Raw genomic sequence first — 25,135 nt, forward strand, 5'->3', positions numbered from 1 at the left:
ATATTCTTTGTGTGGGAGTGTTATACACCGAGCGATATGCAAAAAGCAGTTGCTTCTATGTGTAATGCTATTCAATCAGCTCAGAACCTGGGCTGGGATGTTACAGCGTGGGAAAACATGCCGGAAAAATGGATATCTGGCAATGTCACAGTAAAAGAACGGTAAACTTTGTTGGTTTTATACAAATAAAAAATCCCCGCTAAATGCGGGGATTTTTAAATCAGGATGTCTGGTTTAATTAAAAACGCACACTGGCACTTAACCGCATTGAGCGTGTTGCCTGTATTGATTTTATTTCACCAAATCCAGGGTTTTCTGCACCAACACTATCAGTTTGGGTCAGGAAGTGGTCGATACGTGTCACGGCCTGATTATTTAGCAAATTAAATACATCCAGCGCGAACCTGGTATCGTAGCCCGCAAAGGAGGTTTTATAACTGATTTTGGCATTGAGATTAACCAGCCAGTCGTATCTGTCCCAGCTGCCCCGCGGAATGGCGTTATATACCCGATCTGCTGCATCATATTCACCGGAGCAGTTTTCCGCACAAATCCAGTTCATATAATAGTGCTCATCGGTGGTATAAGGATTACCGACCCCACGAACATTAATAGGGGCGCCCGAGGTTGCCGAAAACGAACCTGATACCGTCCAGTTTTCGTCTACTGCGTAAGCGCCACGGATTTTAAAGGTATGACGACGGTCATTGGGTAAGTTGCCATAACCGCCTACCAGATACATGGGATCATCCCCGTATTCAAGCCAGCCAGCAACATTGTTGGAGGTATCACTGTTTAACCCGCCTTCATAGTTACCCCAGCTATGTGCCCAGGTGTAAGACGCATAAAGTGACCAGTCGTCTCTCCATTGTTTTTCCAATACAAAATCAAGACCAAGATATTTTCTGAATGGAGTTGGGCTGCCAATATCTTTGCCCGTTTTATTTTTTGAATGATCGGCGTCAATTTGGGTTTTGCCTAAATCGAGCGTAACCAGCTGTTGTGTGCCGTTACAATTGAGGTTAAGCGTAATTTCTTTACCCGGATTACCAATTAGCCAGGTGCCTGGAGAATCGCAATCACCCCAGTCGTGATAGACTTTCATGTCTTCGATGGCATCCTGAAATTTTCGGTAGGTCATACGCGAGCCAAAGCGCCAGTCCTCATTCAACATGGTTTCATAACCAAGGATCAATTCATCCTGATAGCTTGCATCTATATCCTGATCGATACGATAACTTTGATCAGCTCCGGGTTCCGGCGAACTGGCAAGTTCCACATTGCTACCGATTTGCGGACCCAAATTAGGTATCAGGTTGGTAAATCCACTGGCAGTTTGTTCTTCGGTAAATCCACCAACCCATTCACCATCTACTAACTGACCCCCTTGCAGATAAAAATAGTTTGCTGCTTCAACGGTGCCGCCACCTTCATTGACCACCAGTGAATTAGGTATGGGGTAATAATAACGTCCTAAGTTAGCAAAAAACTTGGATTCACCATCGCCGTTAATATCCCAGGAATAACCAATACGGGGAGAGATCATTTTTTCCACATTCAAAAATGACACACCGCCTACGTCGTCGGTGTCGAATTCATCCAGACGGGCGCCGAGAGTCAGGGTCATGGTGTCTGTCATTGACCAGATATCTTCCACATAATAAGCAGAGGTTTTGGTCTTGTAGTTACCAATATTTTTACGCGTACGGGCAAAAACGTAGTAGTCGTAATCGGCACTTTGAACTTCACCATTTAATGAGTCGCCTGGCGAGACGTCATAAATTGTATATTGAGTTGCCGTCGGGCCAGAGTAGGTACGATTTTGCTCTGTAAAGCGCTCTTCGTAATCCATCCCAAAGCGCAATAAATGATCATCCAGTTGCCACTCTGCGTCCAGACGATAAGCATCGCGCCCATTGGTTTTATCTTCTGCATAGGTAGAGGTGGTGCAACCAATGTTCCAAATTGGGCCGAGTTTGGTGCCGTCCTGAACCTTATTACATTCCAGGGTGGAAGCATCATTGCTTGAGTCCTTACGACGTAATTCGCCGTACATTGCTTTTACCGTTAAACTATCGGTCAGATAACCCGTATAAGTTGTTATGTAGTTTTTACCACCGGTGTTTGAGGTTTCTGAACCAATCAGACTGCCATCATTTAAATTGATTGTTTCTGTGACAGTTTCGTCTTCATCAGAAAATGCGATAAATTCAAAGCGATGGTTTTCTGTCAGGTAGTAGTCAATTTTTCCACCCCAAAAGCCATTGTTTGCTTCGCTGCTTACTTTTTCTGAAGAGCCACTGTATTCGTTTTGATAAAGTCTGGGTTCATACAAAGCAAAGAAAAACAGCTTGTCTTTGATAATGGCGCCAGACGCATAAATTGATGCCGTGGTGCTATCGTTACCAGCCTGGCTTACGGTACGGTCAATGGTTTTTCGCCCCTGATTATCGTAAGCAACTCTGCCTTTCGCCTTTAACGCGCCCGGTGTGTAATAAACATCTGCACCAAAATCAAATTCATTACTTCCCGATTTAACCGCGGCATTTAATACACCACCGGTGGTACGGCCGAATTCAGCAGAATAACCTCCTGTTTTGACCTGGAAATCTTTATAGAAAGAGAATGGAACGGAAGAAAAACCAGTTGGGAATTGCGGGTCGGTTACATTTAATCCATTGATAAACACCGCATTTTCCGCCGAGGACGAGCCACCAAAAGACACACCACCATGACGACCACCTCCGCCAACGCCCGGTGCCAGCAGAGCAACAGAGTTGAGGCTACGTTCTACCGGGATGCGCTCCAGCTCGATTGCACTGATATTCAGTGCACTTTCAGTGGAAGTGGTGTCTATCATCGAAATGCGTGCACCACTGACAGAGATAACTTCAACATCGCCAGCGGTTAAGGTCACATCCACGGTTGTCGCATTACCTATTTTAACCGTGACATTGTCCAGTTTTACTGTTTGATAGCCCTCTTTTTGTGCTGTAAGGCTATATGTTCCCAACGCAAGTCTGGGAATACGGAAGCTGCCATCATTCTTTGCCAGAATAGAGCGTGTTACACCCGTATCCTTATTTGTAATGGAGATAGACGCATTTGAAATGGCACTCGCTCCTGCTGCGGAAACCGAGCCGCGAATACTTCCACTCGCTTCTTGTGCCATAACACTATTGGATACTAATGCAGAGCTTATAAATAGCGCACTTACTACAGGTTTGCGCTGGCGCCAAAGCATGGCGCTTATTGAGGCGATTTTAGTTTTAGAGCAAGGTTTGCAAGCTTGGTTATTTGTGAACTGCCGCCGACAAATCCATTGCCTTGTTCATTAAATAGGCATATAAAAAATTCGTCAAGAATAAAATATTAATAATAAAGCAGTATTTTAGGTTTTATTATTTTAAAAAGGGGATGCGGCGTAGGAAAGCTAACTTATTGATAGATAAAAAATCCCCGCCAGTTGGCGGGGATTTAAGGTTAATCCATAAATGACTAGGAATGGATTAAAACTCTACGTTGAACGACAACTGTAAGCGACGCGGTGTAATAAGATTACGTGGTTTGCCGTAAGTTGTATTCGATAGATAAGGGTCGTAGTTGTAACCAGTCTGATTATCAAACAGGTTGAAGACGTCAGCACGGAAGGTCAGCATCAGATCATCCATTAATTCGAACTTCTGTTCGTAGTTCAGATCCAGTTGCCAGTGGCTTGGTTCACGACGACTACCCGCAGGTTCTGAATAACGAATGGTTGATGAAGAATAACCGTATACACTGCCATCCCATGTTTCCCAAACATTACCTGACTGGAATACAAAGTTGGCACCGATATTCGCATTCCAGTCTGTGGTGTAATAACCAAAGGCTTTAAGGATATGAGGAACATCACCATGCAGGTTTCCAGATTTTCCATCCCATGGCATACGGCCTTTACCATCACCCAGGTTGGAAGAACCAACAAACAGGTTGGCATCAGATGAGCCACTTGTTACGTCCTGATCGTAATTCCCATAGTAATGGCTCCAGACATAAGACGCATTCAGATAAATATTATCAGTTGAATATTCGGCTTCCATACTGACTTCCCAGTATTTGTTAGAAGCTTCATCCAGCTCGGCAATAACATAAGATGAACCGCCCACTTCGGCACGCATTTCATCTAAGTTAGGAATATATAATCCTTTTTCAGCAATGTGCGCCGGCACACCACCAAACGGCCCATATTCGCCGTATAAACGTGCACCATTTGGCACGTCTTCCCATGGGTGTAACGCTTTACGATGACGGATATGACCACGCAGGAATAAGTGATCGCTCATTACCTTAGTGGCACCAACCGTAAATTCATCGGTGCGACGGGCCTGTAGATCGTCCTGGAAGAACTTACCGGATGAGCCGTTGGCGTTGGTGTTACCGATAAAGTCACCATTCTCATCGAAATAAACCAGACGTGTGCTGGCTAAGTTACGTGCCCATGAAGCGGCACGTGCCAGTGATGAAGTATCAGGGTTATAACTGGCAAAGTTGGCGAATAAAGTATCCTGACCATTGTAAGTCCAGGTCACACCCAGACGTGGCTGAATCATATCCAGGAAGTCCAGCTTATACATTTCGTATTTATGACCCGGGGCTAATTCATAACCAGATACATTATTTGAATTCTTTTTCAGACCCTGACCATACAAGGTATCCTGGCTGAACAAGAAACCAATGTTGTAGGTGAAGTCACCGTCTTCAATGGTGTCATTCACTTCAATGTTATAGGTTTCACTGGTCGACGTAATTGCGGGGATCGCAGAACCTGTTTCATCAACAAAGCTCATTTGTTCTACACGAGCCTGATAGTAAACCGGCACATCACTATCGAAATCATCGGCAGCCAGACCACCTAAATAAGTGATTGAACCCCAGCCGTTAGAGGAACGCGACAGGACTTCTTTACCTTCTTTCCACTCAATACCAAAATGTAACTGGTGATACATATCACCCCATTCCATTTCGTGATCCAGTTTTATTTGCAGGGTTTTGCGGTAGAAGTTCTGGTCATTGTATGTAGATGCACCACCAATGGAGCCGCCACCGACGCGACTGCCATCATCGCCAACATAACCATATTTGTTGATTAATGACTGTGCGGTGTCATTGTCGTAACCTTCCACACCATCACGAATATTAGGTACTGTAAACAAACCTAACTGATCCAGCATATCCAGATTCAGAGACTCACCCAGTTTAGGTACAACATTGTCAAAGTTAGTATCCGGGCCACCACCATTTTCGTTTTTAAAGTCACTGTACTGGAAACTTAGAGTGGTAAAATCATCGATCAGGTATGAACCATCAAAGGTCAGAATGTCCTGCTTAACCAGCGAACCCTGAGAAGTTGAGTCTGCATCGTTTGCACCAACTGACAAACCAGAACCTTCATTTTCAGAATATCGCTTAGACAGATTGAATAGTAAGTCAGAGGTTGGAGCCCAGGTTAATTTACCAAAATATTCATCGCGAATAACTTCGTAATCTTTGGCTGGACCGTATGCAGTTTCTTTACTTTCACGAGTGGTTTCAGGACGATAGTATGAACCATAGAAAAATAATTCATCTTCAATAATAGGACCACTCAAGTTAGCGGTTAGCCAACTTTTATCCAGTGTGTACTTGGTTCCGTCGGTATCGTCACGATCAGAAACAAAGTTCTTATTCTGAATTTTGTATTCAACGCTACCTTTGAATTCATTAGTACCGGATTTAGAGGTAGTGTTAATCGCAAAACCGCCTGAGCGGTTAAAACCAATAGCTTTTGCGCCACCGCGGTCAATCGATACGTTGGCAATATCATGAGTTGATGGCTCAGAAGCAAGGTTACCGAACATAGGTAACGATACGTCAACGCCATCAAAGCCATATTTGTTATCACGGCCTGAACCACCTGCTGACGGACCCAGTGTTGCATTTTCAGAATACTGAACACCTGGAATAATTTTCAACAGGTCACGGTAGCTTTGACCAACCGGTACTTTATCCAGAACATCTTCATTAATTGCATTAGTGAGTGAAGAATTACCTTCACGAACCATAGTCGAGCCAGTAATAGTAATAATTTCAGTGTCGCTGGCCGGTGTTGCATCCATTGCGATGCTTGCATTAGATGTTTGATCCAGCAAAACAGTTACTGTTGTTTTACGCACTGTTCCATCTGGAGATGTAAATGTAAGTTCATAGGTACCGGGTAACAAAAGTGGCAAAACATAACTACCATCCGCTTTTGTCACTGTCGTACGGGGTTTTGGCATAACATTACTGGTTGCTGTAACCGTTACGCCACTTAGTGCTTGTTCTGCACTGGTAATTTTACCTTTAATGCCACCCGCTTGTTGCGCCATTGCGGGAGCGCTTAATAGTGCGCCTGCTAACATTACTGCCGGTAATGCTTTTGCCGGGGCCTGCCAGACTGCGCTTGTCGCCTGTACCAGGCGTTTTTTCATGAACGCGATAGGTTGTTTAGCCATGTGTTCCACCTTTACCGTTTTTATAATTTGTAGTCTTGTGTAAAAAGTTAACTGCGTAAGCCTAAGCTTAGTTACTTTGAATCAACTTGTTGCGTGCTGTTCCGCAGTACCATTTAACAAATAATAATCAATACCGTCAAGAATAATATTTTTCCAAAATGTTAATTTGTTAGTAATAATTTATCTTAAGTTTAAGGTGTAAATAGTTTTTGGTTATTAACTATTAACAGCTCACTAACTTAATAATTATTTATAAATAACCACTAGTTAGCGCCCAGGTCAGGTGGGCAGGCAATTTAAGCCGCTATTTTTAACTTAAGCAATCGGTTAAATATTGTTCTTTTTTGCTTGTGCGTTTTTAAGCCAAAATGAAGAAATTAGAATAAATTTGTTATCTTGATTTATGTCAAATTGTCGAGCAGATTATTCCATTTGACGCAAACCTGGTTCGCACGAGTTGCATCCTGCCGGCGCTTAAGGTTAAGTGTGAAAGGTAAAATGATAGTGAAGTGTATGCTTTTGGATTTTTTATTCTTTAGTGTTATAAAGTTGAAAATTAATTATTCTTATAAGTGGTAACAACCAAATGGGCAAATTTTTCGATAGCGATTCCACGCGTTCCTTTTTCGCTTCTTTTTCTTTAAAGCACTGTGTTGTTGGTGGGCTCGCTAGTTTATTGCTGAGTTGTGCAACCTTGCCAATTGAAAAAATGCAATCACACAACTATAGCCAGCGAATTAAGTTTTTGGTGATGCATTTCACTGCTATCGATTATGAAAGGTCGGTTAGAGCCTTGGTCGATGAAGGTGGGTTAAGTGCCCATTATTTGATTCCGGAACGTTTTGATCCCAGTTACCCCGATGATGAGTTAAAAGTATTGCAATTGGTGGATGAGAACGAGAGAGCATGGCATGCGGGGTACAGCCACTGGCAGGGGCGTGATGGTATCAATGATCAATCAATCGGTATTGAAATTGTTAATGTGCCTAAATGTCACCGCACCACACCTTATCAAAGTGAGCTGATCAATGAGGATGCGGAAAACAGTACCGCAAGATTGTGTATCTTCCCCGATTATGATCCCAAACAGATCGAGTTATTAGTTAATTTATCTAAGCAAATCCTTGCCAGAAATCCGGATATCACGCCAACTGCCGTAGTCGGGCATGCCGACATTGCCCCCACACGCAAAAACGACCCGGGCCCACGTTTTCCCTGGTATCAGTTATATAAAGAAGGTATTGGTGCCTGGTATGAAGATGAAACGCTGCAAAAATACTGGGATTTGTTTAATCAATATCAACCGGGATTAGGCTTAGTGCAAAAGGCATTGTCTGATTATGGATATGGCATTATCGAAACCGCTCGTCTGGACCAGCAAAGCATCGATACTTTGTCAGCATTTCAGGCGCATTTTCTGCCATGGCAAGTAACGGGGCAGCCGACCACTAAAACTGCAGCAGTGCTGTTTGCTTTACTTGAAAAATATTTCCCGGAAAAAGCTGAACGTTTGCTTGCTCGTTATGAAAATGAGAAACGGGTGGTGGAAGCGCCGGTTATTGCTATGAAACATGGTCAAATCGACCAGTTATTCCCTTTCCCTGAAGATGAGCGCAGTACACGTGAACTGGTAAATGACCGTGGAATTTTTAAAGCCTATAAAGGTCGGGGCGAAATTATTATTGATAATAAGGATGCGACATCTGCTGATATTTATATAAATGGTCAGCAACTGAATATCGACTTACCCCTTAAGCCTTATCAGCGTTACCAATACAGCTTAAGCAAACGTACTAAGGATGAAGACAATACGTTACGTGTAGAAAACGTTCAGCCAGAAGGCGCATCGCTGGATATTCGCATTCCTTATCCGGTGCTGGAAGATAAAAGTAATCAGAATCGTCGCAAATTCGCAAAAGTCGATGAGTTAATTAATCAGGATATCGAAGACGGTTTCCCCGGTGCGGTTTTACTGGTGATGAAAGACGGTAAAATCCTTAAGCACACAGCGTACGGTTACGCGCGTAAATTTGCTGATGGTGGTGCGCCACTATCACAACCTGTGCCGATGCAAAAAGACACTTTGTTTGATTTAGCCTCTAATACCAAGATGTTCGCGACTAATCTGGCGCTGATGAAGCTGATGAGTGAAGGCAAACTGAATGTTAATGTGCCTTTAATGAATTATATTCCGGAATATCGTGGTGGTGGTCGTGAAACCCGTTTGGTTAAAGACTTACTGACCCACCATGCCGGTTATTCACCTCAGGTTCGTTTTTTCACACCGGACAATTCGCTGGGAGAAGGGTTTTATTCACAAAATACTGCCCGTACCAAGCAACTACTGGCGACTAAAGTGCCCTTCCAGGTTGGCCGCAATACCAAACGCATGTACAGCGATACTGATTATATGCTGCTTGGCATGCTGGTTGAACGTATAACAGGCATGGGACTGGATAAATATGTTGAGCATGAAATTTATCAGCCTCTTGGATTAACTCATACCTTGTTTAATCCACTGAGAAAAGGTTATTCCAAACAACAATTTGCAGCGACGGAGATTCATGGCACCAGTCGTGGGGGACGGGTAGATTATCCCAATATCCGTCAATACGTGTTGCAAGGTGAAGTACACGACGAAAAAGCTTTTTATTCTCTGGGGGGAGTAGCAGGCCATGCGGGATTATTCTCCACAGCATCGGACATGGCGGTACTGGCACAAGTGTTACTTAACCGCGGTGGATATGGTCAGACACAAGTATTTAATCAGGACGTGTTTGATCAGTTTGTTAAACCGGACGATGGGGATGGCAGCTTTGGTTTAGGCTGGCGCCGTGCCAGTAATGGGGAAATAAAGTGGCACTTTGGCCCTTATGCAAGCCCGCTGGCATTTGGTCATACCGGCTGGACGGGTACGGTTACTGTTATGGATCCGGAACATGATCTGGCAATCATTTTGTTGACTAATGCACGTCATTCAGTGATTGAGGAAGATGAAGAAGGTCATATTGAGTTTAAGGGTAAAACTTTTGAAACCGGTAAATATGGTAGTGTGATTTCACTGGTTTACGAAGCCGTTCTGAATAAAAAATAACAAAAATAAAGGGATCATCTGATGAAGTTATGCACAATGAAGTCACTGTTGATAATCGCCGGAATTCTATGTGTTCCCACGGTTGCGGCTAAACCAATAAGCAGTAAACAACTTGATAAAGTTGCTCAGCGCGTGCTTGAGGAGTATCGGGTGCCGGGAGCTGTGGTTGGTATTGTGCAGCATGGAAAGGTAGTACAAGCCAAATCCTATGGTGTTAAAAATATTCAAACCGGTGAGAAGGTTGACGAATTCACCCTGTTTAAAATAGCGTCAAACTCAAAAGCTTTTACTACCGCTGCGTTGGCAATTCTGGTGGATGAAGGAAAAATCCGTTGGGATGACAAAGTAGTAAAATACCTGCCGGATTTTAAATTGCATGATCCATGGATCACTGCGCATTTTAATATCATCGATTTGTTAACCCATCGCAGTGGATTAGGGCTGGGTGCTGGCGATTTGATGATTTGGCCCAAGCCTTCAACTTTTAGTCGTCAGGAAGTGATCCATAATCTGCGTTATTTGCAGCCTGCTGGCGAGTTCCGAGCTAACTATGCTTACGATAACCTGCTTTACATTGTTGCTGGCGAAATTGTTCCGGCCGTCACAGGTATGCAATGGGAAGATTTTGTTGAGCAACGCATTATGCGTCCTTTGGGGATGCAACATTGTTTTGCTGGCAAAGTCGCCAGAGAGCAATTAGCCGATGTTGCTAAACCGCATGGTGTGATTGAAGGTAAATTACAGGTGATTGACCGTCCTGAAAGAGAGGGACCTGCTGTAGCCTCGGCGGCCGGTGGTATTAAGTGTAGCCTGCACGATATACTGCTCTGGTTGCAAATGCATTTAGATGAAGGGCAGTTTGGTGATAATAAGCAGTTAATTTCAGCACAACAACATCAGATGTTGTGGTCACCGCAAACCATCATGCCATTATATGATAGCGATAAGCGCTTGAATAACAGTCATTTTAGTAGCTATGCACTTGGCTGGCGTTTAAATGATATGAATGGTTATTTGCGAGTGCATCATACAGGTAGCCTGGCAGGCATGTATTCTTACGTTAGTTTTATTCCTGAACTGGATTTAGGTGTGGTGGTATTGCTTAACCAGCAATCCAGCGGGGCACGCAACGCACTGATGTACAGCGTACTTAAGTCATACTTACCGGTTGAAAAACATGACTGGGTGAAAGAGTTTTTACCCAAATCCAGAACTAAAACAAGTGATAACAAACAACCAGTGCAGTCGACTAAGACAGTTTATGTTCTTGATAAACAAACAAAACTGTCACAATATGCTGGACGATATCAGGATAACTGGTTAGGCGAATTCAGTGTTGTGCTGGAGAATAATGCTCTGGTTATGCGTTCCAAACGCGTACCAAAATTTGTGGGCAGTATGACGCCAATTGCGCCCAACCAGTTTGTTGTTCGCTGGTATGACAGAAGTCTGGAAGCCGATGCCATCGCTACGTTTTTTGCCGATGAAGAGGGCGTTTTCAATTCAATGAAACTGTTACCTGAATCCGAAGATATTGATTTTAGTTATGATTTTCAGGACCTCGACTTCCAGCGCACTGAGTAATCTGCATAAATAAACCAATTAAAGGAAGCAACATGACGAAGCGATTTATATATTTGTTGGTCACGCTGTGGGTATCTGCGTCAGTCGTTGCCAAAGAACAGGCGGCCGTTGCCATGCCTGATAAGTTTAGTGCTGATGTCGCAAAACAGATATTACAACAAGGTGGTAACGCTGTAGATGCGGCAATTGCAGCTGAATTTGTACTAGCTGTGACATTGCCAGAAGCCGGAAATATCGGTGGTGGCGGGTTTATGTTGATCTATAAAGATAATAAGTCTGACTTTATTGATTACCGCGAAAAAGCACCGTCCCGCGCCCATCGCGACATGTACCTGGATGAAAATAAAAATGTTATTCCGGGCAAGTCCTTGTTTGGCCCATTAGCATCTGGTGTACCCGGCACGGTGGCTGGCATGTGGTTAGCTCATCAAAAACACGGTTCATTACCCTGGAAAACCCTGGTTGAACCTGCCTATAAGTTAGCAAACGATGGATTTGTAATGCCGCAAGCGCTGGCAGGCTATATCCATCGTTATATCAAGCGCATCGAGCAAAAGGGATTAAAGCTTAACTTTGCTAATTATTTTGGTAGTGCTAAAACGGGGGAAGTATTTAAACAACCTGAATTGGCGGCGACGTTAGCGCGTATTCGCGATCAGGGGCACGATGGTTTTTATAAAGGTGAAACCGCTAAAATTATTGCTCAGTTTATGCAAAAAGCCGGTGGTTTAATTCATGAAGCTGACTTAGCGGCCTATCAAGCGGCAGCGCGCACACCAATTCAAAAAGACTGGCGTGAATATCAGGTACTAACGTCTCCACCGCCCAGTTCTGGTGGTGTTGCGGTTTATCAATGGCTGGCTATGTATCAGGATTTAACCGCGGGTAAACAGACGTTAGCGCACAATGGTGTCGAATATATTCATTTACTGTCTGAAATTGGTAAACGTGTGTTTGCTGATCGGGCCAAATATCTGGGTGACCCTGATTTTGTAAGCGTACCGGTTAAGCAGCTTATTGACGACAAGTATATTGCACGTCGCGCAGGTGAAGTTAATCGTAAACAGATCTCGGTTAGTAAAGATGTGAAACCGGGATTACATGAGAGCGAAGAAACCACACACTTTTCAATTGTTGATAAATGGGGTAACGCTGTTTCAAACACGACAACTATTAACTTAGGTTTTGGTAGTGGTGTGGTGGTTGAAGGGGCTGGATTTATTTTGAATGATGAAATGGATGACTTTAGTTCCAAACCCGGTGTGGCCAATGTGTTTGGTGCTGTGGGTGGCAAAGCCAATGAAATTCAGCCACATAAACGTATGTTGTCTTCTATGTCGCCGACCATTTTGCTTAAAGACGGTAAGATCTTTATGGTGACGGGGTCGCCGGGCGGAACCACCATCATAACTTCTGTTTATCAGTCGATATTGAATGCCGTGGAATACCATATGACGGCACAACAAACCGTTGATAGTCCTCGTTTCCACCATCAACTTTGGCCGAAAGATACGATTCGCATGCATGCTGGAATTGATCAGGGGGTGCAAAGTAAATTAAGCGAAATGGGTTATAAACTGGATAATCGCCATTTTGGTGATTTGCAGGCCATTATTAATCGTGATGGCCAGCTGGATGCCGCCTCTGAAAGCAGTGGACGTGGTCAGTCTTATGTATTTTAGCGTTTAATTTGTTGATGCTTTTAAACACCGGCTTTATCGCCGGTGTTTTTTTATCGTGTGGGATAGCGTTGAATTTTATTGTTAAGTGATTGGTTTTATTGCTAATGTTTAATAATCATTCAATCGCTGTAGCTAATTTTGATAACGGGAGTTAGGGTGTTGGTCTCTTCACAAACAGTGAATTTGCGCCGTGCCGGAGCAAGTGATATTGCTGATATGTCACAGCTGTTTATGTTTTACAGCGGCCGGGATATAAGCGCGAATTTACAGCAATATATCGATCAGTATCCGGCCGCTCTGGCTGAGATTGAAGGGCGAATTGTTGGCTTTGCCTATAGCCGGACGTTTGCACCCGATGTACTTGAATTGTTGAATATTTTTGTAAAACAAGACTGTCAAAACAGTGGCTTAGGTTCCAAACTGCTGCGATTTTTTGAGTCGTTGGCATTTGACCATTATCAAGGTGTGGTTGCGGTTAATAGTCTGTTATATGCCAGTGCACGTAACAAACGTTTCGCATCAAATTTTTATCTAAAAAATCAATATGATACGATTTTGACGACAGAGAATAGCCGAATTTACGCCAAGCAAAGGAATGCGGTTGATGAGCCAGGCACTATGTAAAATTGGATTAATTAAATCCAGCGGAGATCATAATAAAGCGGCTGAAGCCATGTTTGCATCAGCGCAGCATATTGTTCAATCACGTAAGCAGCAATTACAAAACGCTGGTATTGATATTGAGTTAGTCGTGCTTGATGACTTCAGTGATGCCAGTACCAGTTGTCAAAAAGCCAAACAGTTAGTATCGCAGGGATGTCTGGCGGTAATTGGGCCTACCGATAGTCATTCATTCCATCAAATTCTGTTATCTAATGAAGTGGCTGATGTTCCTATCTTTGCCACTATTGCGTCGGCGAGTTTTTTATCCTCATTGCAATCACAGAGTTTTTTTCGTTTCACTAAATCTGATTATTTCAGGGCCGAGAAATTATTACTTAATTTATCCAGTACCTATGCCAATGTGCAGGATGTGCTGGTTTATTCTCTTGCGGGACCTGAGTTCAGCTACGGTCAGCAGCTTAAATGCGATATCACTCAGGCTGCCAGGGAACACAGGATTAATGTTATTCACCATGATTTTTCCAGGGATAATATGCCTGCGGTGTTTCCGGCTAAAAATGAACCTGCCGTGGTTTGTGCGCAAAGTGCGCATGTAGTTGAACTGGCAACACATCTTCGGGCACATAAATGTCGTTCGCAATTATATACGTTTGGCTCTAATTCGAATCTGCTCAATTCACTAACAGTCAATAGTATTGTTGCTACGGATCTGGACAGAGATGAAACCGATAGCATGATTGGTAAGGAACTAACACAGTACTTTGCAGATTTTCCCGACGTGCAGGACGCAGATACTTCCACCATGAATGCATTATGTGTTTTATGTAACTATTTGACTGATAACCCAAACGTTATGCAACAGGATATTGCCAATGCCCGACAATCCGTTATTAATCATCTCAGGCAACCCAAAGCAAAACGTACATTAAATGGTGATATCACTTTTTTAGAAAACGGTGAAATGGCTGGTGATGAAACCATTAGTTTGCTGAGGGTAAAAAAGCGGTTTAATCGTTACAGTTTTGTCCCCTTAAGTAAGAAAACAAAACCACATTATTATATGCGCTGGAATAGCATTGGAGTTGTAAGCAATGTTATAAATATATTGGGTGTTGTTGTTGGGGTTGTCGGCATTGTTGTTACTTTGATAAATTTTATCTAGTCTGCCGCTTGTGGCTTATCAAAATGGTGGTGGTCAACCGGAGATGTCCAGTTTCCACCCCAGCGCCAGCCAGCTTGTTTAAAAGCTTGTACAACAGCGTGCTGATTATCAAATACACCTTTAAATCCGGGCTTATATCGTGCATTAGGTGGTGCAATGTTGCCATCTTCATAATGCACCGGATTCCAAAACGGATTGATATCCACCGCTTTACCTAAAGCATGCAGGGATAGCCTGTCTGTACCCGCAATTTTTCGATAGTTAAATGCTGAGCTGACATTATGTTGCATGGCCAGATCATCATCCCATTGATATTCAACCAGCGGTATTACCTTGTGTACAATAAACCGGGTGTCGTAAATTAAACGGAAAATGTCTCGTACTTCGTCAGCGACCGTTTTATGCAGTATAAATTGTCCCTGATGAGGCAGGTTGTCATCAGAAAAATAATCCACGTCCAGCAGTGTCAGTTGTTGAATAAGTTCTTGTGGAGCGGGACTACCCGCAATGGCTTCACTAAAGCTGAGTTGACTGTCTATTATCACGTCCATGTGTCTGCATCTTTTAAATCGCAAAGGAGTCACAGATTAACCAAGCAATAATTGCAATTCAATCTGCATTTATAAGCGGTTAAGCAGGTTAGTGGAATCCAGCGTGAAATTTTAAAAAAACAGCTGATCCATATGAGTGTATTTTTCGTATAACCTGTTGTTTATTTTTAAGTAGAGTTGCATCAAAAACAGCCGAAAATGTTCGCAAATTCACTATGTCTGACCTATATATTTAACAGCTCCGATTAGTGTTTATATTGAGCTGTAAACGAACATCATCACGTTAGTGATCAGCTGTTTTTAGGTTACCAAAACTGAATATGTTGTAATTGATGTCGATACATATATTGTTACATGAATTGAAACTAATTTGATTCAATAAAATTACAAGGCTTGGATACCTTCACGTAATAATAAAATAAATCTGGTACGCAAAGGTTATGTGCAAACCAGACAGGCTTTCAGGAGTCGGACCGTTCTATGAATATTCGTAATTTCCGTATTGGTATTCGCTCAACCATAGCGTTTGGCATCATGGGTAGCATATCGCTCATACTGGGTTTTTTTGGCATTCTGCAAATGAGTTCGCTGAATGACGAAGTGGATGTGATGGGAGAGCACAGATTACCCGCTTTAATTGCCATTAGCGATATGCAAAAGGATTTTTTGTTGTCCAGAGTTGAAACTGCAAATCTGGGGTATGCCAAGTCAGCACAGGAAAGACAGGTTATATTAGCCCGACTTGAAAAAGTACTGGCGCATTATGACGATGCTGAAAAACGCATGTTGTCACTGGCAAAAGCGCCTGAAGCAAGACGGATTCTGGAGCGTATTGACAAAAGCATGACAAAAACCAAGCAGCTGCGTAAAGAACTGGTTGCTATGTATGATGCCGGGCGCACTGAAGAAGCTAATATATTCAGAGAACAGGGATTTCTGGACGAAGTTGCTGAAATTACTGACGCACTAATGGATTTATCTGATTTCCAGCAAAAACGTGCTGAAGATACATCGAATGATGCTCAAACATTGTATGACACCAGTACTGTGATGATGATAGTGGTGATTATCTGTGCAGTGGTGGCAACAGGCGTTTTAGCTGTTGTCTTTAGTCGTTCACTGATTATTCCCATAGGGCAGGCGGTGGAAGTGGCTAAAACTATTGCCAGCGGAGATTTAAGTAAAGGTTACAGCGATGATGGTAAGGATGAAGCGGCGGATTTAATCCGGTCCTTGTCACAAATGCAGGATAATCTTAAAAGTACCATTCAGGCCATTGCCGATTCCTCCAATCAGTTAGCCGCCACCTCTGAAGAGTTGAGTCAGGTAACACACTCATCTTCTCAACATATTCGTAAGCAGGGTCAGGAGCTGGAGCAGGCTGCCACTGCTGTGAATGAAATGACCGCGGCGATTGAAGAAGTCGCCAGTAACACATCTTATACATCAAAAGAATCTGATAACGCGAATAAAACGGCAGTTACCGGTACTAAAAAAGTGCAGGAGACAATTCATACTATTGATGAATTGGTTAACGAGCTTAAAAGTACCATGCAAGGTGTCGATGCATTGGCCGGCAGGGTTAAAAGCATAGGCTCGGTGTTGGATGTTATTCGTGCAATAGCAGAGCAAACTAACTTACTGGCATTAAACGCGGCAATTGAAGCGGCGCGTGCCGGTGAGTCCGGCCGCGGATTTGCGGTAGTCGCAGACGAAGTACGCGCGTTGGCGCATCGTACGCAGGAGTCTACCAAAGAGATCGAAAATATGATTACTTTGACGCAAGGTGATACCGAAAAAACCGTATCATCTATGGCGCAAAGTAATGAGCGTGCCAGTCAAACATTAGCGGTAGCGAATCAGGCCGGTGAGGCGTTGCAGCAAATAGGTGACATTATTAGCCAGATTAACGAACAGAACCTCACCATTGCCAGTGCTGTCGAGCAACAGGCGCAGGTGGCTAAAGAAGTGGATCGTAATCTGGTGAATATTCGTGATTTAGCAGAACAAACATCAGATGGCGCCGAGCAATCTAATATAGCATCAGCAGAGCTTGCCAAGCTGGCAGAGAACCTTAACAACATGGTTCACCAGTTCCGGTTGTCATAACCATATATCGCAATTAAAAAACGCCGGTCTTCCGGCGTTTTTTATATGTACAATCAGGTTAAAATTTAACTGGCTTTTTGCATTGCTGTCATTTGTTGTCCGGCCCGCTCAGCCATACATTGCTGGTTTTTACACAAAAATTGCTCCATCACCTGACGGTGACGTAAAGCATCCTCGGTCACAATATTTTTAATATGACGACGTAACCATAACAGCCCGCCATCCCTGTCCTGACGTTTATGCCACAAGCTGGATAATTGTGAAGACTGAATCTCTAACGGCACTTTAGTCGCGGCGATATCACCACAAATTATGGCTTTTTCAACCGTGGCAGTGGGGACAACAGAAATCAGGTTGCTGCTTTTGAGTAAAGGTACAACCGCAGAGAAGTGGTTAACGGTACAGGCAATACGACGACTCAGGCCTTCCTGCATCAGTGCGGCATCTGTCATGCCGGTTGGATCGCCGGATAATGAGACTAATAGGTGATCGGCCGCCGCGAATTCTTCCAGAGTCAGATTCGCTTTTGCCAGCTGATGACCCGGGCGCATAGCGACCACATAACAGGTACTTAAAATATGCTCGCTGCGGATAACAGATGGTGGATTATTAATCGAACCTATCACCATATCCACTCGTGCATCATCCAGTAATTGTTCGGCATTGGTATGATTGTAGGGGATGGCATGTATATCGATGCCCGGTGCTTCGCGTTCGATAATCTGGCGTAACGGTGCCCACACCATATCGACAAAGATATCGGCCATACAAATACGAAATGCACGTTTGGCGGTTGCCGGATCAAATTCTCGCGGATCAACCGCATCGGCAAGTTGACCTAAAGGGTGTTTTACCTGATTCCATAAATTTTGTGCATAGACGGTGGGTTGGATATTACGACCGTCTTTAACAAACAGTTCATCTTTCCACACACTGCGCATTCTACTCACGGCATTTGATACTGCAGGTTGCGTCATTGCTAGCCTGTCGGCTGCCCGGGTTATTGAGCGTTCTGTCATCACAGCGTCAAAAACCATCAGTAAATTAAGTTCCTGAGCCCGCATCTTAATTACTCCACTGCTAAATATTCTACAAAATATATCATTAAAAATGATGATACGAACACAAATACATAATTATTTTTATTGATTTGTTTGTTCCATACTGCACAACCTGAAAAATAGTTAGACCAAGGAACAAACATGAAAACCGCAAAATTAATGCAAACTATGCTATTGACTGGCGCAATGGCGTTGCTGGCGGGATGCGGTGATGAGGTACCGGCTCAGCAAGCCGCGCCTGCTGCTCCCCAGGTGAGTGTAGCCAGTGTTGTTAGTGAACGACTGACGGAATGGGACGAATTCACTGGCCGTTTAGAAGCACCACAAACGGTAGAACTGCGTCCACGTGTATCTGGTTACGTGGATATCGTCGCATTTAAAGAAGGTAGTCTGGTTAAAGCCGGTGACACCTTGTTTATGATTGATAACCGTCCGTATAAAGCTGAAGTCAAACGTCTGCAAGCACAACTTTTGGTGGCACAAAGTCAGCAGGAGCTGGCTGAGCGTGAATTACATCGTGCGAAAAACTTATCGGGCAAACAGGCGATTGCTGAAGAATTACTGGATAACCGTCGTGCCACCTTGCAACAGGCTGAAGCGTCAGTTGAATCGGTAAAGGCGGCGCTGGAACTGGCTAAACTGAACTTAGGTTATACCCGTGTAGAAGCGCCAATTAGTGGCCGTGTATCACGTGCGTTAATCACTCAGGGTAACTATGTGAATGCCGGACAAAGTGTTTTGACCAGCATAGTGTCTACCGAGCGTTTATATGCCTATTTTGACGCTGATGAGCAAACGCTGCTTAAGTACAAACGTTTAGATCTTAACGGTGAAGGTAGTCCTGATGGTTCTAAGCATCGTACCGTATTGATGTCGCTTGCCAGCGATAACGAATACCGCTTTAAAGGCGAACTGGATTTCTTTGACAACCAGGTCAATGTGCATACCGGCACTATTCGCGCTCGTGCAGTATTTGATAACCAACAAGCTGGTTTAGTACCTGGTTTGTTTGCGCGAATTAAGTTGGTGGGAAGCGCAAGTTATCAGGGCATTTTAATTGATGACAAAGCCATCGGTACTGATCTGGATAATAAATTCGTCCTGGTGGTTAACGATGACAACCTGGTGAATTACCGCGCGGTTGAACTGGGCGAAAAAGTTCAGGGCTTACGTATCATCAAATCAGGTTTATCTGCCGGAGATAAGATAGTCGTGAACGGTCTGCAACGTGTTCGTCCTGGCAGCAAAGTAACCGTTCAAGCTGTAGATATGGTGGCGCAGAAAACCATTGATCGCATTCAGGCATTGCAACAACGCATGGATGGCGAAAATGAAGATAGTCTGGCCGCTGACCTTAGCATCGAGAAAGCCACTGCAGTGGCAGGAAGTAAATAAGCGTGAGATTTTCCCAGTTCTTTATTCACCGCCCGATATTCGCGGCGGTAATTTCACTGATTATTTTTATAGCCGGTGCAATTGCTATGTGGCAGTTGCCCATTACTGAATATCCCGAAGTGGTGCCACCTACCGTGGTGGTTAATGCAACATATCCGGGCGCTAACCCCAAAGTAATAGGCGCCACGGTGGCGACACCTTTGGAGCAGGCGATTAAAGGTACTGAAGATATGCTGTACATGTCTTCACAATCTACCTCTGATGGCCGTTTAACCCTGACGGTGACCTTTGCGATTGGCACCGATGTAGATAAAGCACAAACGCTGGTGCAAAACCGGGTTAACCGGGCTTTACCTCGTTTGCCACAGGAAGTGCAGCAACTGGGGGTGGTCACGCAGAAATCCTCACCGGATTTAACCATGGTGGTGCACTTAACTTCACCCAACAATCAGTACGATATGTTGTACCTGTCTAACTATGCCAATTTGTATGTAAAAGATGAACTGGCAGGATTAAACGGGGTGGGCGAAGTGCGTTTGTTTGGTGCTGGCGAATACAGTATGCGTGTGTGGCTGGACCCGGACAAGGTGGCGGCGTTAGGTTTAAGCGCCATGGATGTGGTTAGTGCCATTCGTGAACAAAATAAACAAGCGGCAGCAGGTAGCCTCGGTTCTCAACCAACCGGTGACAACGAATTCCAGTTACTGATTAATATTAAAGGCCGTTTAACCACTGAAGATGAATTTAAAAACATCATTATTAAAGTGGGTGAGCAGGGTCAAATCACCCGCTTAAAAGATATTGCCGAAGTAAAAATGGGCGCAGATTTTTATGCACTACGTTCATTACTGGATAACAAATCTGCCGTTGCAATCCCTGTTTTTCAGCGCCCCGGTTCAAACGCGATTCAAATCTCGGATGATGTACGCGCTAAAATGGCCGAGCTTAAAAAAGCCTTTCCCGCCGGCGTTGACTACTCGATTGTGTATGACCCTACCGTGTTTGTACGCGGCTCAATAAAAGCGGTGGTAAAAACCCTGTTTGAAGCGCTGTTACTGGTGGTGTTTGTGGTGGTGTTATTCCTGCAAACCTGGCGTGCGTCAATTATTCCTCTGGTCGCTGTACCTGTGTCACTGGTCGGTACCTTTGCAATCATGCATTTGATGGGATTTTCACTTAATGCGCTTTCATTATTTGGTTTAGTACTGGCAATTGGGATAGTCGTGGACGATGCCATCGTGGTGGTGGAAAACGTTGAGCGTAATATCAGTGAAGGTCTGGTGCCGATTGAAGCGACCAAAAAAGCCATGGGTGAAGTAACCGGGCCTATTATCGCGACCACCTTAGTGTTGGCGGCAGTATTTATCCCAACGGCGTTTATGTCGGGCCTGACCGGTCGTTTTTATAGTCAGTTTGCATTGACCATCACAATTTCTACTGTGATTTCGATGATTAACTCCTTGACCCTGAGCCCTGCCTTAGCTGCGTTGTTGCTAAAAGGTCATGACCATCCAAAAGACTGGTTATCTCGCCTGATGGATAAAGCCTTTGGTGGCTGGTTGTTTGGTCCGTTTAATCGTCTGTTCAGCCGTGGCGCTAATGCCTATGCCGTTGCGGTGAAAAAGATCATCCGTGCGGGTGGCATCGTACTGGCGTTATATGCCGGATTACTGGCATTAACCTATACCCAGTTTGTGAATACCCCTACCGGTTATGTACCTGGTCAGGATAAACAATATCTGGTGTCTTTTGCTCAGTTGCCGGATGCTGCCTCGCTGGATCGTTCCGAAGCCGTTATCCGTAAAATGTCGGAAATTGCATTGAAACATCCTGGGGTTGAGTCGGCGGTGGCTTTCCCCGGCTTAAGCATCAATGGTTTCACCAATGCACCTAATGCCGGCATTGTATTTGTGACCTTAAAACCGTTCGAAGAGCGCAAGTCGGCAGATTTATCAGCTAACGCCATTGCTGGTAGTCTGGGCGCGCAGTTTGGTTCGATTCAGGATGCTTTTATTGCCATTTTCCCACCCCCGCCGGTTCAGGGCATGGGCACGATTGGTGGCTTTAAATTACAGATTCAGGATCGCGGCAATCTGGGTTACGAAGAACTATACAAGGTAACCCAGAACGTATTGCACAAAGCGTGGGCCAATCCAAAACTGGCCGGTATATTCTCTGGTTATCAGGTAAATGTACCGCAACTGGATGTGGAAATTGATCGTGAAAAAGCCAAGGCTCAAGGCGTAGCCATCAGCGATATCTTCAATACCATGCAGGTGTATTTAGGCTCGTTGTATGTGAATGACTTCAACCAGTTTGGACGTAACTATAAGGTGAATATTCAGGCAAAAGACAGATTCCGTCAGGAGCCTGAGCAAATCACCCAAATGAAAGTACGTAACCAAAATGGTGACATGATACCGCTTGGCTCTTTTATTAAGGTTAGCCATTCAGCGGGGCCCGATCGTGTTATGCACTACAATGGTTATATCACAGCTGAAATTAATGGTGCGGCGGCACCGGGATTCAGCTCGGGGGAAGCGCAGGCTGAAATTGAGAAAATTCTGGACGAGACCTTGCCCATTGGCATGAGCTACGAGTGGACTGATTTGACCTACCAGCAGATTCTGGCCGGTAATACCGCAATGTTAATCTTCCCGTTAGTGGTGTTGTTAGTGTTTCTGGTATTAGCTGCTCAGTATGAAAGTTTAAGTCTGCCGCTGGCGATTATTCTAATCGTGCCTATGACCTTGTTATCAGCCATGACGGGCGTGATTTTAACCCATGGTGATAACAACATATTCACTCAGATAGGCCTGATAGTACTGGTGGGTCTGGCAACCAAAAACGCCATCTTAATCGTTGAATTTGCCAAGGAAAAAGAAGACCACGGCTTGTCGCTGATGGATGCCATTATGGAAGCCACACGCTTGCGTTTGCGCCCAATCCTGATGACGTCATTTGCCTTTATCATGGGTGTGGTACCTATGGCGATTGCCACTGGCGCCGGTGCTGAAATGCGCCGTGCGATGGGCATCGCGGTTTTCTCAGGCATGTTAGGGGTAACCTTCTTTGGATTACTGTTAACCCCACTGTTTTACCATGTGGTGCGTCGTCGTCGCGCCGCACGTCAAGCCCGTCAACTTGAACAGGCTAATTAATTAGCCTGATTCGTCTAGCGTGGCCTGCCGCACAGATACCTCTCCAAATTACGCTGTGCGGTGGGTTTTTTTAGAGGCACTTGCCCAAACATTTCTAATCCCGGAGTGTAAGGGTAAGTTGTCTCGTTTTTCTCCTCTAAATTTCCGATTACCCTTTTTTAGAGCGTGTTTATCTTTGCTGTATAAATTTTGTTCTAACCAAACGCTTTTTAATCACGGCGCTTATTTGCAGGCCTAATGGATTAAGTCAAAAATAAGCAACATTATGGCGTAGGGAACGCCATAAAACAGCTTTAGCTGGCCGCGAAGCGGTGAAAGACAGGAGTCTTTCATAAAGAGTAAAAAGCGTTTAGGACGAACCCCCTGGGCAACGTTTGCGCGGCATTTCTACTGCTTTAGCACTCATTCATGTAGAGTAACTACACCACAATCGTGCCTCATTGTTTAAATACCGCGCAACTCGTTGCAAAAATATACAGCAAAGATAAACACGCTCTGGATATTACTTATATTGTTTTTTCGGCAACCTTTTGAAAGCGCTTACAAAGTTAATATTTGAATAAAGTCAGTGAAAATAAGCCATTGCAGTTTAAATATGAATAAATCCCGATAAGCTGCTTGCGCATAAAATTCTATTTTCTAATCTGCGCCTGAAACATTATTAATAATAATTACCGGCGCTAACGTCGGAACATGATTACTCCTACACAAATACCACCCACCGATTATGTCGGTTTGGGCACATTCAACTGGAATTACCTCAGGGAGCTATTATGCCAAGGTTAGTGTTTGTAAAAGAAACCGTAGCCCATGAGCGGCGGTGCGCTTTGGTGCCGGAGCAAATTAAAGCTTATTTAGCCGCAGGCGCAGACGTGTGGTGTGAAACTGGATTAGGCCAGTCGCTTAATATTGATGATGAAACCTATATCAAAGCGGGTGCTCAAATTGCATCATCACGCGATCAATTGTTAGCAAAAGCAGACGTGGTGTGCAGTGTGCAGCGTTTACCTCAAGAGGATTTATCACTCACTAAAACGGGCGCGGTATTAGTGAGTTTCCTCGACCCCTTTAATCACCCCGATTATCTGCAACAGCTTTGTCAGGCTAACTTAACTGGCATGAGCATGGAAATGATTCCCCGCATCAGCCGCTGCCAAAAAATGGATGCGCTAAGTTCACAGGCCAGCCTTGCTGGTTATGTGATGGTGTTAAAAGCCGCATCTCAATTACCCCGAGTATTGCCAATGATGATGACACCTGCCGGCACTTTAAAACCAGCCAAGGTGTTTGTCATAGGCGCGGGGGTGGCAGGTTTGCAAGCCATCGCGACAGCCAAACGTTTAGGCGTCACGGTGACAGCATTTGATACCCGTGCGGTGGTGGCAGAGCAGGTGCAATCTTTGGGGGCAAAATTCCTCAGTATCGATTTAGGAGAAACCGGTCAAACCGAACAAGGCTATGCCCGGCAACTTACTCCACAACAAATGCAAAAACAGCAACAAGGTCAGGCAGATTGTATTGCAGACTCCGATATTGTGATCACCACAGCACAATTATTTGGTCGCAAGCCTCCAAGACTGATTGATGATGCAACCATTGCACGCATGAAACCCGGCAGTGTGATTGTGGATATGGCCGCCGAAAGTGGCGGCAATGTAGAGGGCAGTATTGCAGGCGAAGTCGTGTACAAACACGGTGTTAGCCTGATTGGAAGCGGAAACTGGGCATCCGATGTCGCGCGGGATGCCAGCCAAATGTACGCCGCCAATTTATTCCACTTATTAAGTGATTGTTTCGATTTACAGCAGCCATTGTCACTTAATTTTGAAGATGAAGTGGTGCGCGCGGCTGTGATTACGCATCAGGGCGCAATCGTCAATGAGGCTATTAATTCGCATCTACAAAAGGAGGTCGCGTAATGACGGCTATCTACCTGTTATTTATTTTGATCTTATCTGTATTTGTTGGTTTTGAATTGATCCGTAAAGTACCGGCTACCTTGCATACTCCGCTTATGTCCGGGGCAAATGCTATCTCGGGCATTAGCTTGTTAGGCGCATTGGCACTGGCTGGCAGTAACAATGATTTATCGGCGTTATTTGGCTCGCTGGCGGTATTTTTGGCCACCATTAACGTGGTGGGCGGTTATGTGGTCACCGACCGCATGTTGTCGATGTTTAAGAAAAAGTAGGGGCAA

Annotated in this window: 14 protein-coding genes; 10 read left to right on the forward strand and 4 right to left on the reverse strand. The window is 44.4% G+C overall.

What is annotated here, in order from left to right; translation table 11 throughout:
* Positions 1–238: 238 nt before the first annotated feature.
* A complete protein-coding gene (locus H8B19_RS07200; RefSeq protein WP_186506119.1) occupies positions 239–3,172 on the reverse strand; it encodes a TonB-dependent receptor in 2,934 nt (977 codons plus the stop codon).
* A gap of 337 nt (positions 3,173–3,509) precedes the next feature.
* On the reverse strand, positions 3,510–6,515 hold the full coding sequence (locus H8B19_RS07205; RefSeq protein ID WP_186506120.1) for a TonB-dependent receptor: 3,006 nt from the start codon (positions 6,513–6,515) through the stop codon (positions 3,510–3,512).
* A gap of 586 nt (positions 6,516–7,101) precedes the next feature.
* Here H8B19_RS07205 and pbp4b point away from each other — a divergent pair.
* From pbp4b to H8B19_RS07230, 5 genes are all read left to right on the forward strand, one after another.
* Positions 7,102–9,609: a penicillin binding protein PBP4B gene (pbp4b, locus tag H8B19_RS07210; RefSeq protein WP_186506121.1), complete on the forward strand. Its 2,508-nt coding sequence runs from the start codon at positions 7,102–7,104 to the stop codon at positions 9,607–9,609.
* A gap of 21 nt (positions 9,610–9,630) precedes the next feature.
* Positions 9,631–11,193 carry a serine hydrolase gene (locus H8B19_RS07215; RefSeq protein WP_241737516.1) on the forward strand — a complete coding sequence of 521 codons (1,563 nt, stop codon included), beginning with the start codon at positions 9,631–9,633 and terminating at the stop codon, positions 11,191–11,193.
* A gap of 32 nt (positions 11,194–11,225) precedes the next feature.
* Entirely contained in the window at positions 11,226–12,875 is a 1,650-nt protein-coding gene (gene ggt / locus H8B19_RS07220; RefSeq protein ID WP_186506122.1) for a gamma-glutamyltransferase, read from the forward strand.
* A gap of 156 nt (positions 12,876–13,031) precedes the next feature.
* The gene (locus H8B19_RS07225; RefSeq protein WP_186506123.1) at positions 13,032–13,499 is read left to right on the forward strand and encodes a GNAT family N-acetyltransferase; all 468 of its coding nucleotides are present in this window, start codon (positions 13,032–13,034) and stop codon (positions 13,497–13,499) included.
* Positions 13,480–14,661 carry a type 1 periplasmic-binding domain-containing protein gene (locus tag H8B19_RS07230; protein ID WP_186506124.1) on the forward strand — a complete coding sequence of 394 codons (1,182 nt, stop codon included), beginning with the start codon at positions 13,480–13,482 and terminating at the stop codon, positions 14,659–14,661. The genes H8B19_RS07225 and H8B19_RS07230 overlap by 20 nt, the downstream gene beginning before the upstream one ends.
* Here the strand turns inward: H8B19_RS07230 and H8B19_RS07235 are convergent.
* Positions 14,658–15,212 (reverse strand): M15 family metallopeptidase, encoded by a 555-nt coding sequence (locus H8B19_RS07235; RefSeq protein ID WP_186506125.1) that lies wholly within the window; start codon positions 15,210–15,212, stop codon positions 14,658–14,660. The genes H8B19_RS07230 and H8B19_RS07235 overlap by 4 nt on opposite strands.
* Positions 15,213–15,692: 480 nt before the next feature.
* On the opposite strand from H8B19_RS07235, the gene H8B19_RS07240 reads away from it, so the two are divergent.
* Positions 15,693–17,321: a methyl-accepting chemotaxis protein gene (locus H8B19_RS07240; protein WP_186506126.1), complete on the forward strand. Its 1,629-nt coding sequence runs from the start codon at positions 15,693–15,695 to the stop codon at positions 17,319–17,321.
* 65 nt (positions 17,322–17,386) lie between these two features.
* On the opposite strand, the gene H8B19_RS07245 is transcribed toward H8B19_RS07240, so the two are convergent.
* Positions 17,387–18,385 carry a LysR family transcriptional regulator gene (locus tag H8B19_RS07245; protein ID WP_186506127.1) on the reverse strand — a complete coding sequence of 333 codons (999 nt, stop codon included), beginning with the start codon at positions 18,383–18,385 and terminating at the stop codon, positions 17,387–17,389.
* Between the two features lie 138 nt (positions 18,386–18,523).
* Here H8B19_RS07245 and H8B19_RS07250 point away from each other — a divergent pair, with 138 nt between their 5' ends.
* The 4 genes from H8B19_RS07250 to H8B19_RS07265 all read left to right on the forward strand — a co-directional run bounded on the left by H8B19_RS07250 (position 18,524) and on the right by H8B19_RS07265 (position 25,129).
* Positions 18,524–19,777: an efflux RND transporter periplasmic adaptor subunit gene (locus H8B19_RS07250; RefSeq protein WP_186506128.1), complete on the forward strand. Its 1,254-nt coding sequence runs from the start codon at positions 18,524–18,526 to the stop codon at positions 19,775–19,777.
* A 2-nt stretch (positions 19,778–19,779) separates the two neighbouring features.
* Positions 19,780–22,938: a multidrug efflux RND transporter permease subunit gene (locus H8B19_RS07255; RefSeq protein WP_186506129.1), complete on the forward strand. Its 3,159-nt coding sequence runs from the start codon at positions 19,780–19,782 to the stop codon at positions 22,936–22,938.
* 773 nt (positions 22,939–23,711) lie between these two features.
* Entirely contained in the window at positions 23,712–24,857 is a 1,146-nt protein-coding gene (locus H8B19_RS07260; protein WP_186506130.1) for an NAD(P) transhydrogenase subunit alpha, read from the forward strand.
* The gene (locus H8B19_RS07265) at positions 24,857–25,129 is read left to right on the forward strand and encodes an NAD(P) transhydrogenase subunit alpha part 2 (protein WP_186506131.1); all 273 of its coding nucleotides are present in this window, start codon (positions 24,857–24,859) and stop codon (positions 25,127–25,129) included. Before H8B19_RS07260 ends, H8B19_RS07265 begins: the two co-directional genes overlap by 1 nt.
* Positions 25,130–25,135: the final 6 nt, after the last annotated feature.

The organism is Neptunicella marina (assembly GCF_014270035.1).
Lineage (GTDB): Bacteria > Pseudomonadota > Gammaproteobacteria > Enterobacterales > Alteromonadaceae > Neptunicella > Neptunicella marina.

Excerpts from the sequence above, each read along its gene's own strand:
- H8B19_RS07200 (WP_186506119.1), bottom strand. The coding sequence starts at position 3,172 with ATGGCACAAGAAGCGAGTGGAAGTATTCGCGGCTCGGTTTCCGCAGCA.
- H8B19_RS07205 (WP_186506120.1), bottom strand. The coding sequence starts at position 6,515 with ATGGCTAAACAACCTATCGCGTTCATGAAAAAACGCCTGGTACAGGCG.
- pbp4b (WP_186506121.1), top strand. The coding sequence starts at position 7,102 with ATGGGCAAATTTTTCGATAGCGATTCCACGCGTTCCTTTTTCGCTTCT.
- H8B19_RS07215 (WP_241737516.1), top strand. The coding sequence starts at position 9,631 with ATGAAGTTATGCACAATGAAGTCACTGTTGATAATCGCCGGAATTCTA.
- ggt (WP_186506122.1), top strand. The coding sequence starts at position 11,226 with ATGACGAAGCGATTTATATATTTGTTGGTCACGCTGTGGGTATCTGCG.
- H8B19_RS07230 (WP_186506124.1), top strand. The coding sequence starts at position 13,480 with ATGAGCCAGGCACTATGTAAAATTGGATTAATTAAATCCAGCGGAGAT.
- H8B19_RS07235 (WP_186506125.1), bottom strand. The coding sequence starts at position 15,212 with ATGGACGTGATAATAGACAGTCAACTCAGCTTTAGTGAAGCCATTGCG.
- H8B19_RS07240 (WP_186506126.1), top strand. The coding sequence starts at position 15,693 with ATGAATATTCGTAATTTCCGTATTGGTATTCGCTCAACCATAGCGTTT.
- H8B19_RS07245 (WP_186506127.1), bottom strand. The coding sequence starts at position 18,385 with ATGCGGGCTCAGGAACTTAATTTACTGATGGTTTTTGACGCTGTGATG.
- H8B19_RS07250 (WP_186506128.1), top strand. The coding sequence starts at position 18,524 with ATGAAAACCGCAAAATTAATGCAAACTATGCTATTGACTGGCGCAATG.
- H8B19_RS07260 (WP_186506130.1), top strand. The coding sequence starts at position 23,712 with ATGCCAAGGTTAGTGTTTGTAAAAGAAACCGTAGCCCATGAGCGGCGG.
- H8B19_RS07265 (WP_186506131.1), top strand. The coding sequence starts at position 24,857 with ATGACGGCTATCTACCTGTTATTTATTTTGATCTTATCTGTATTTGTT.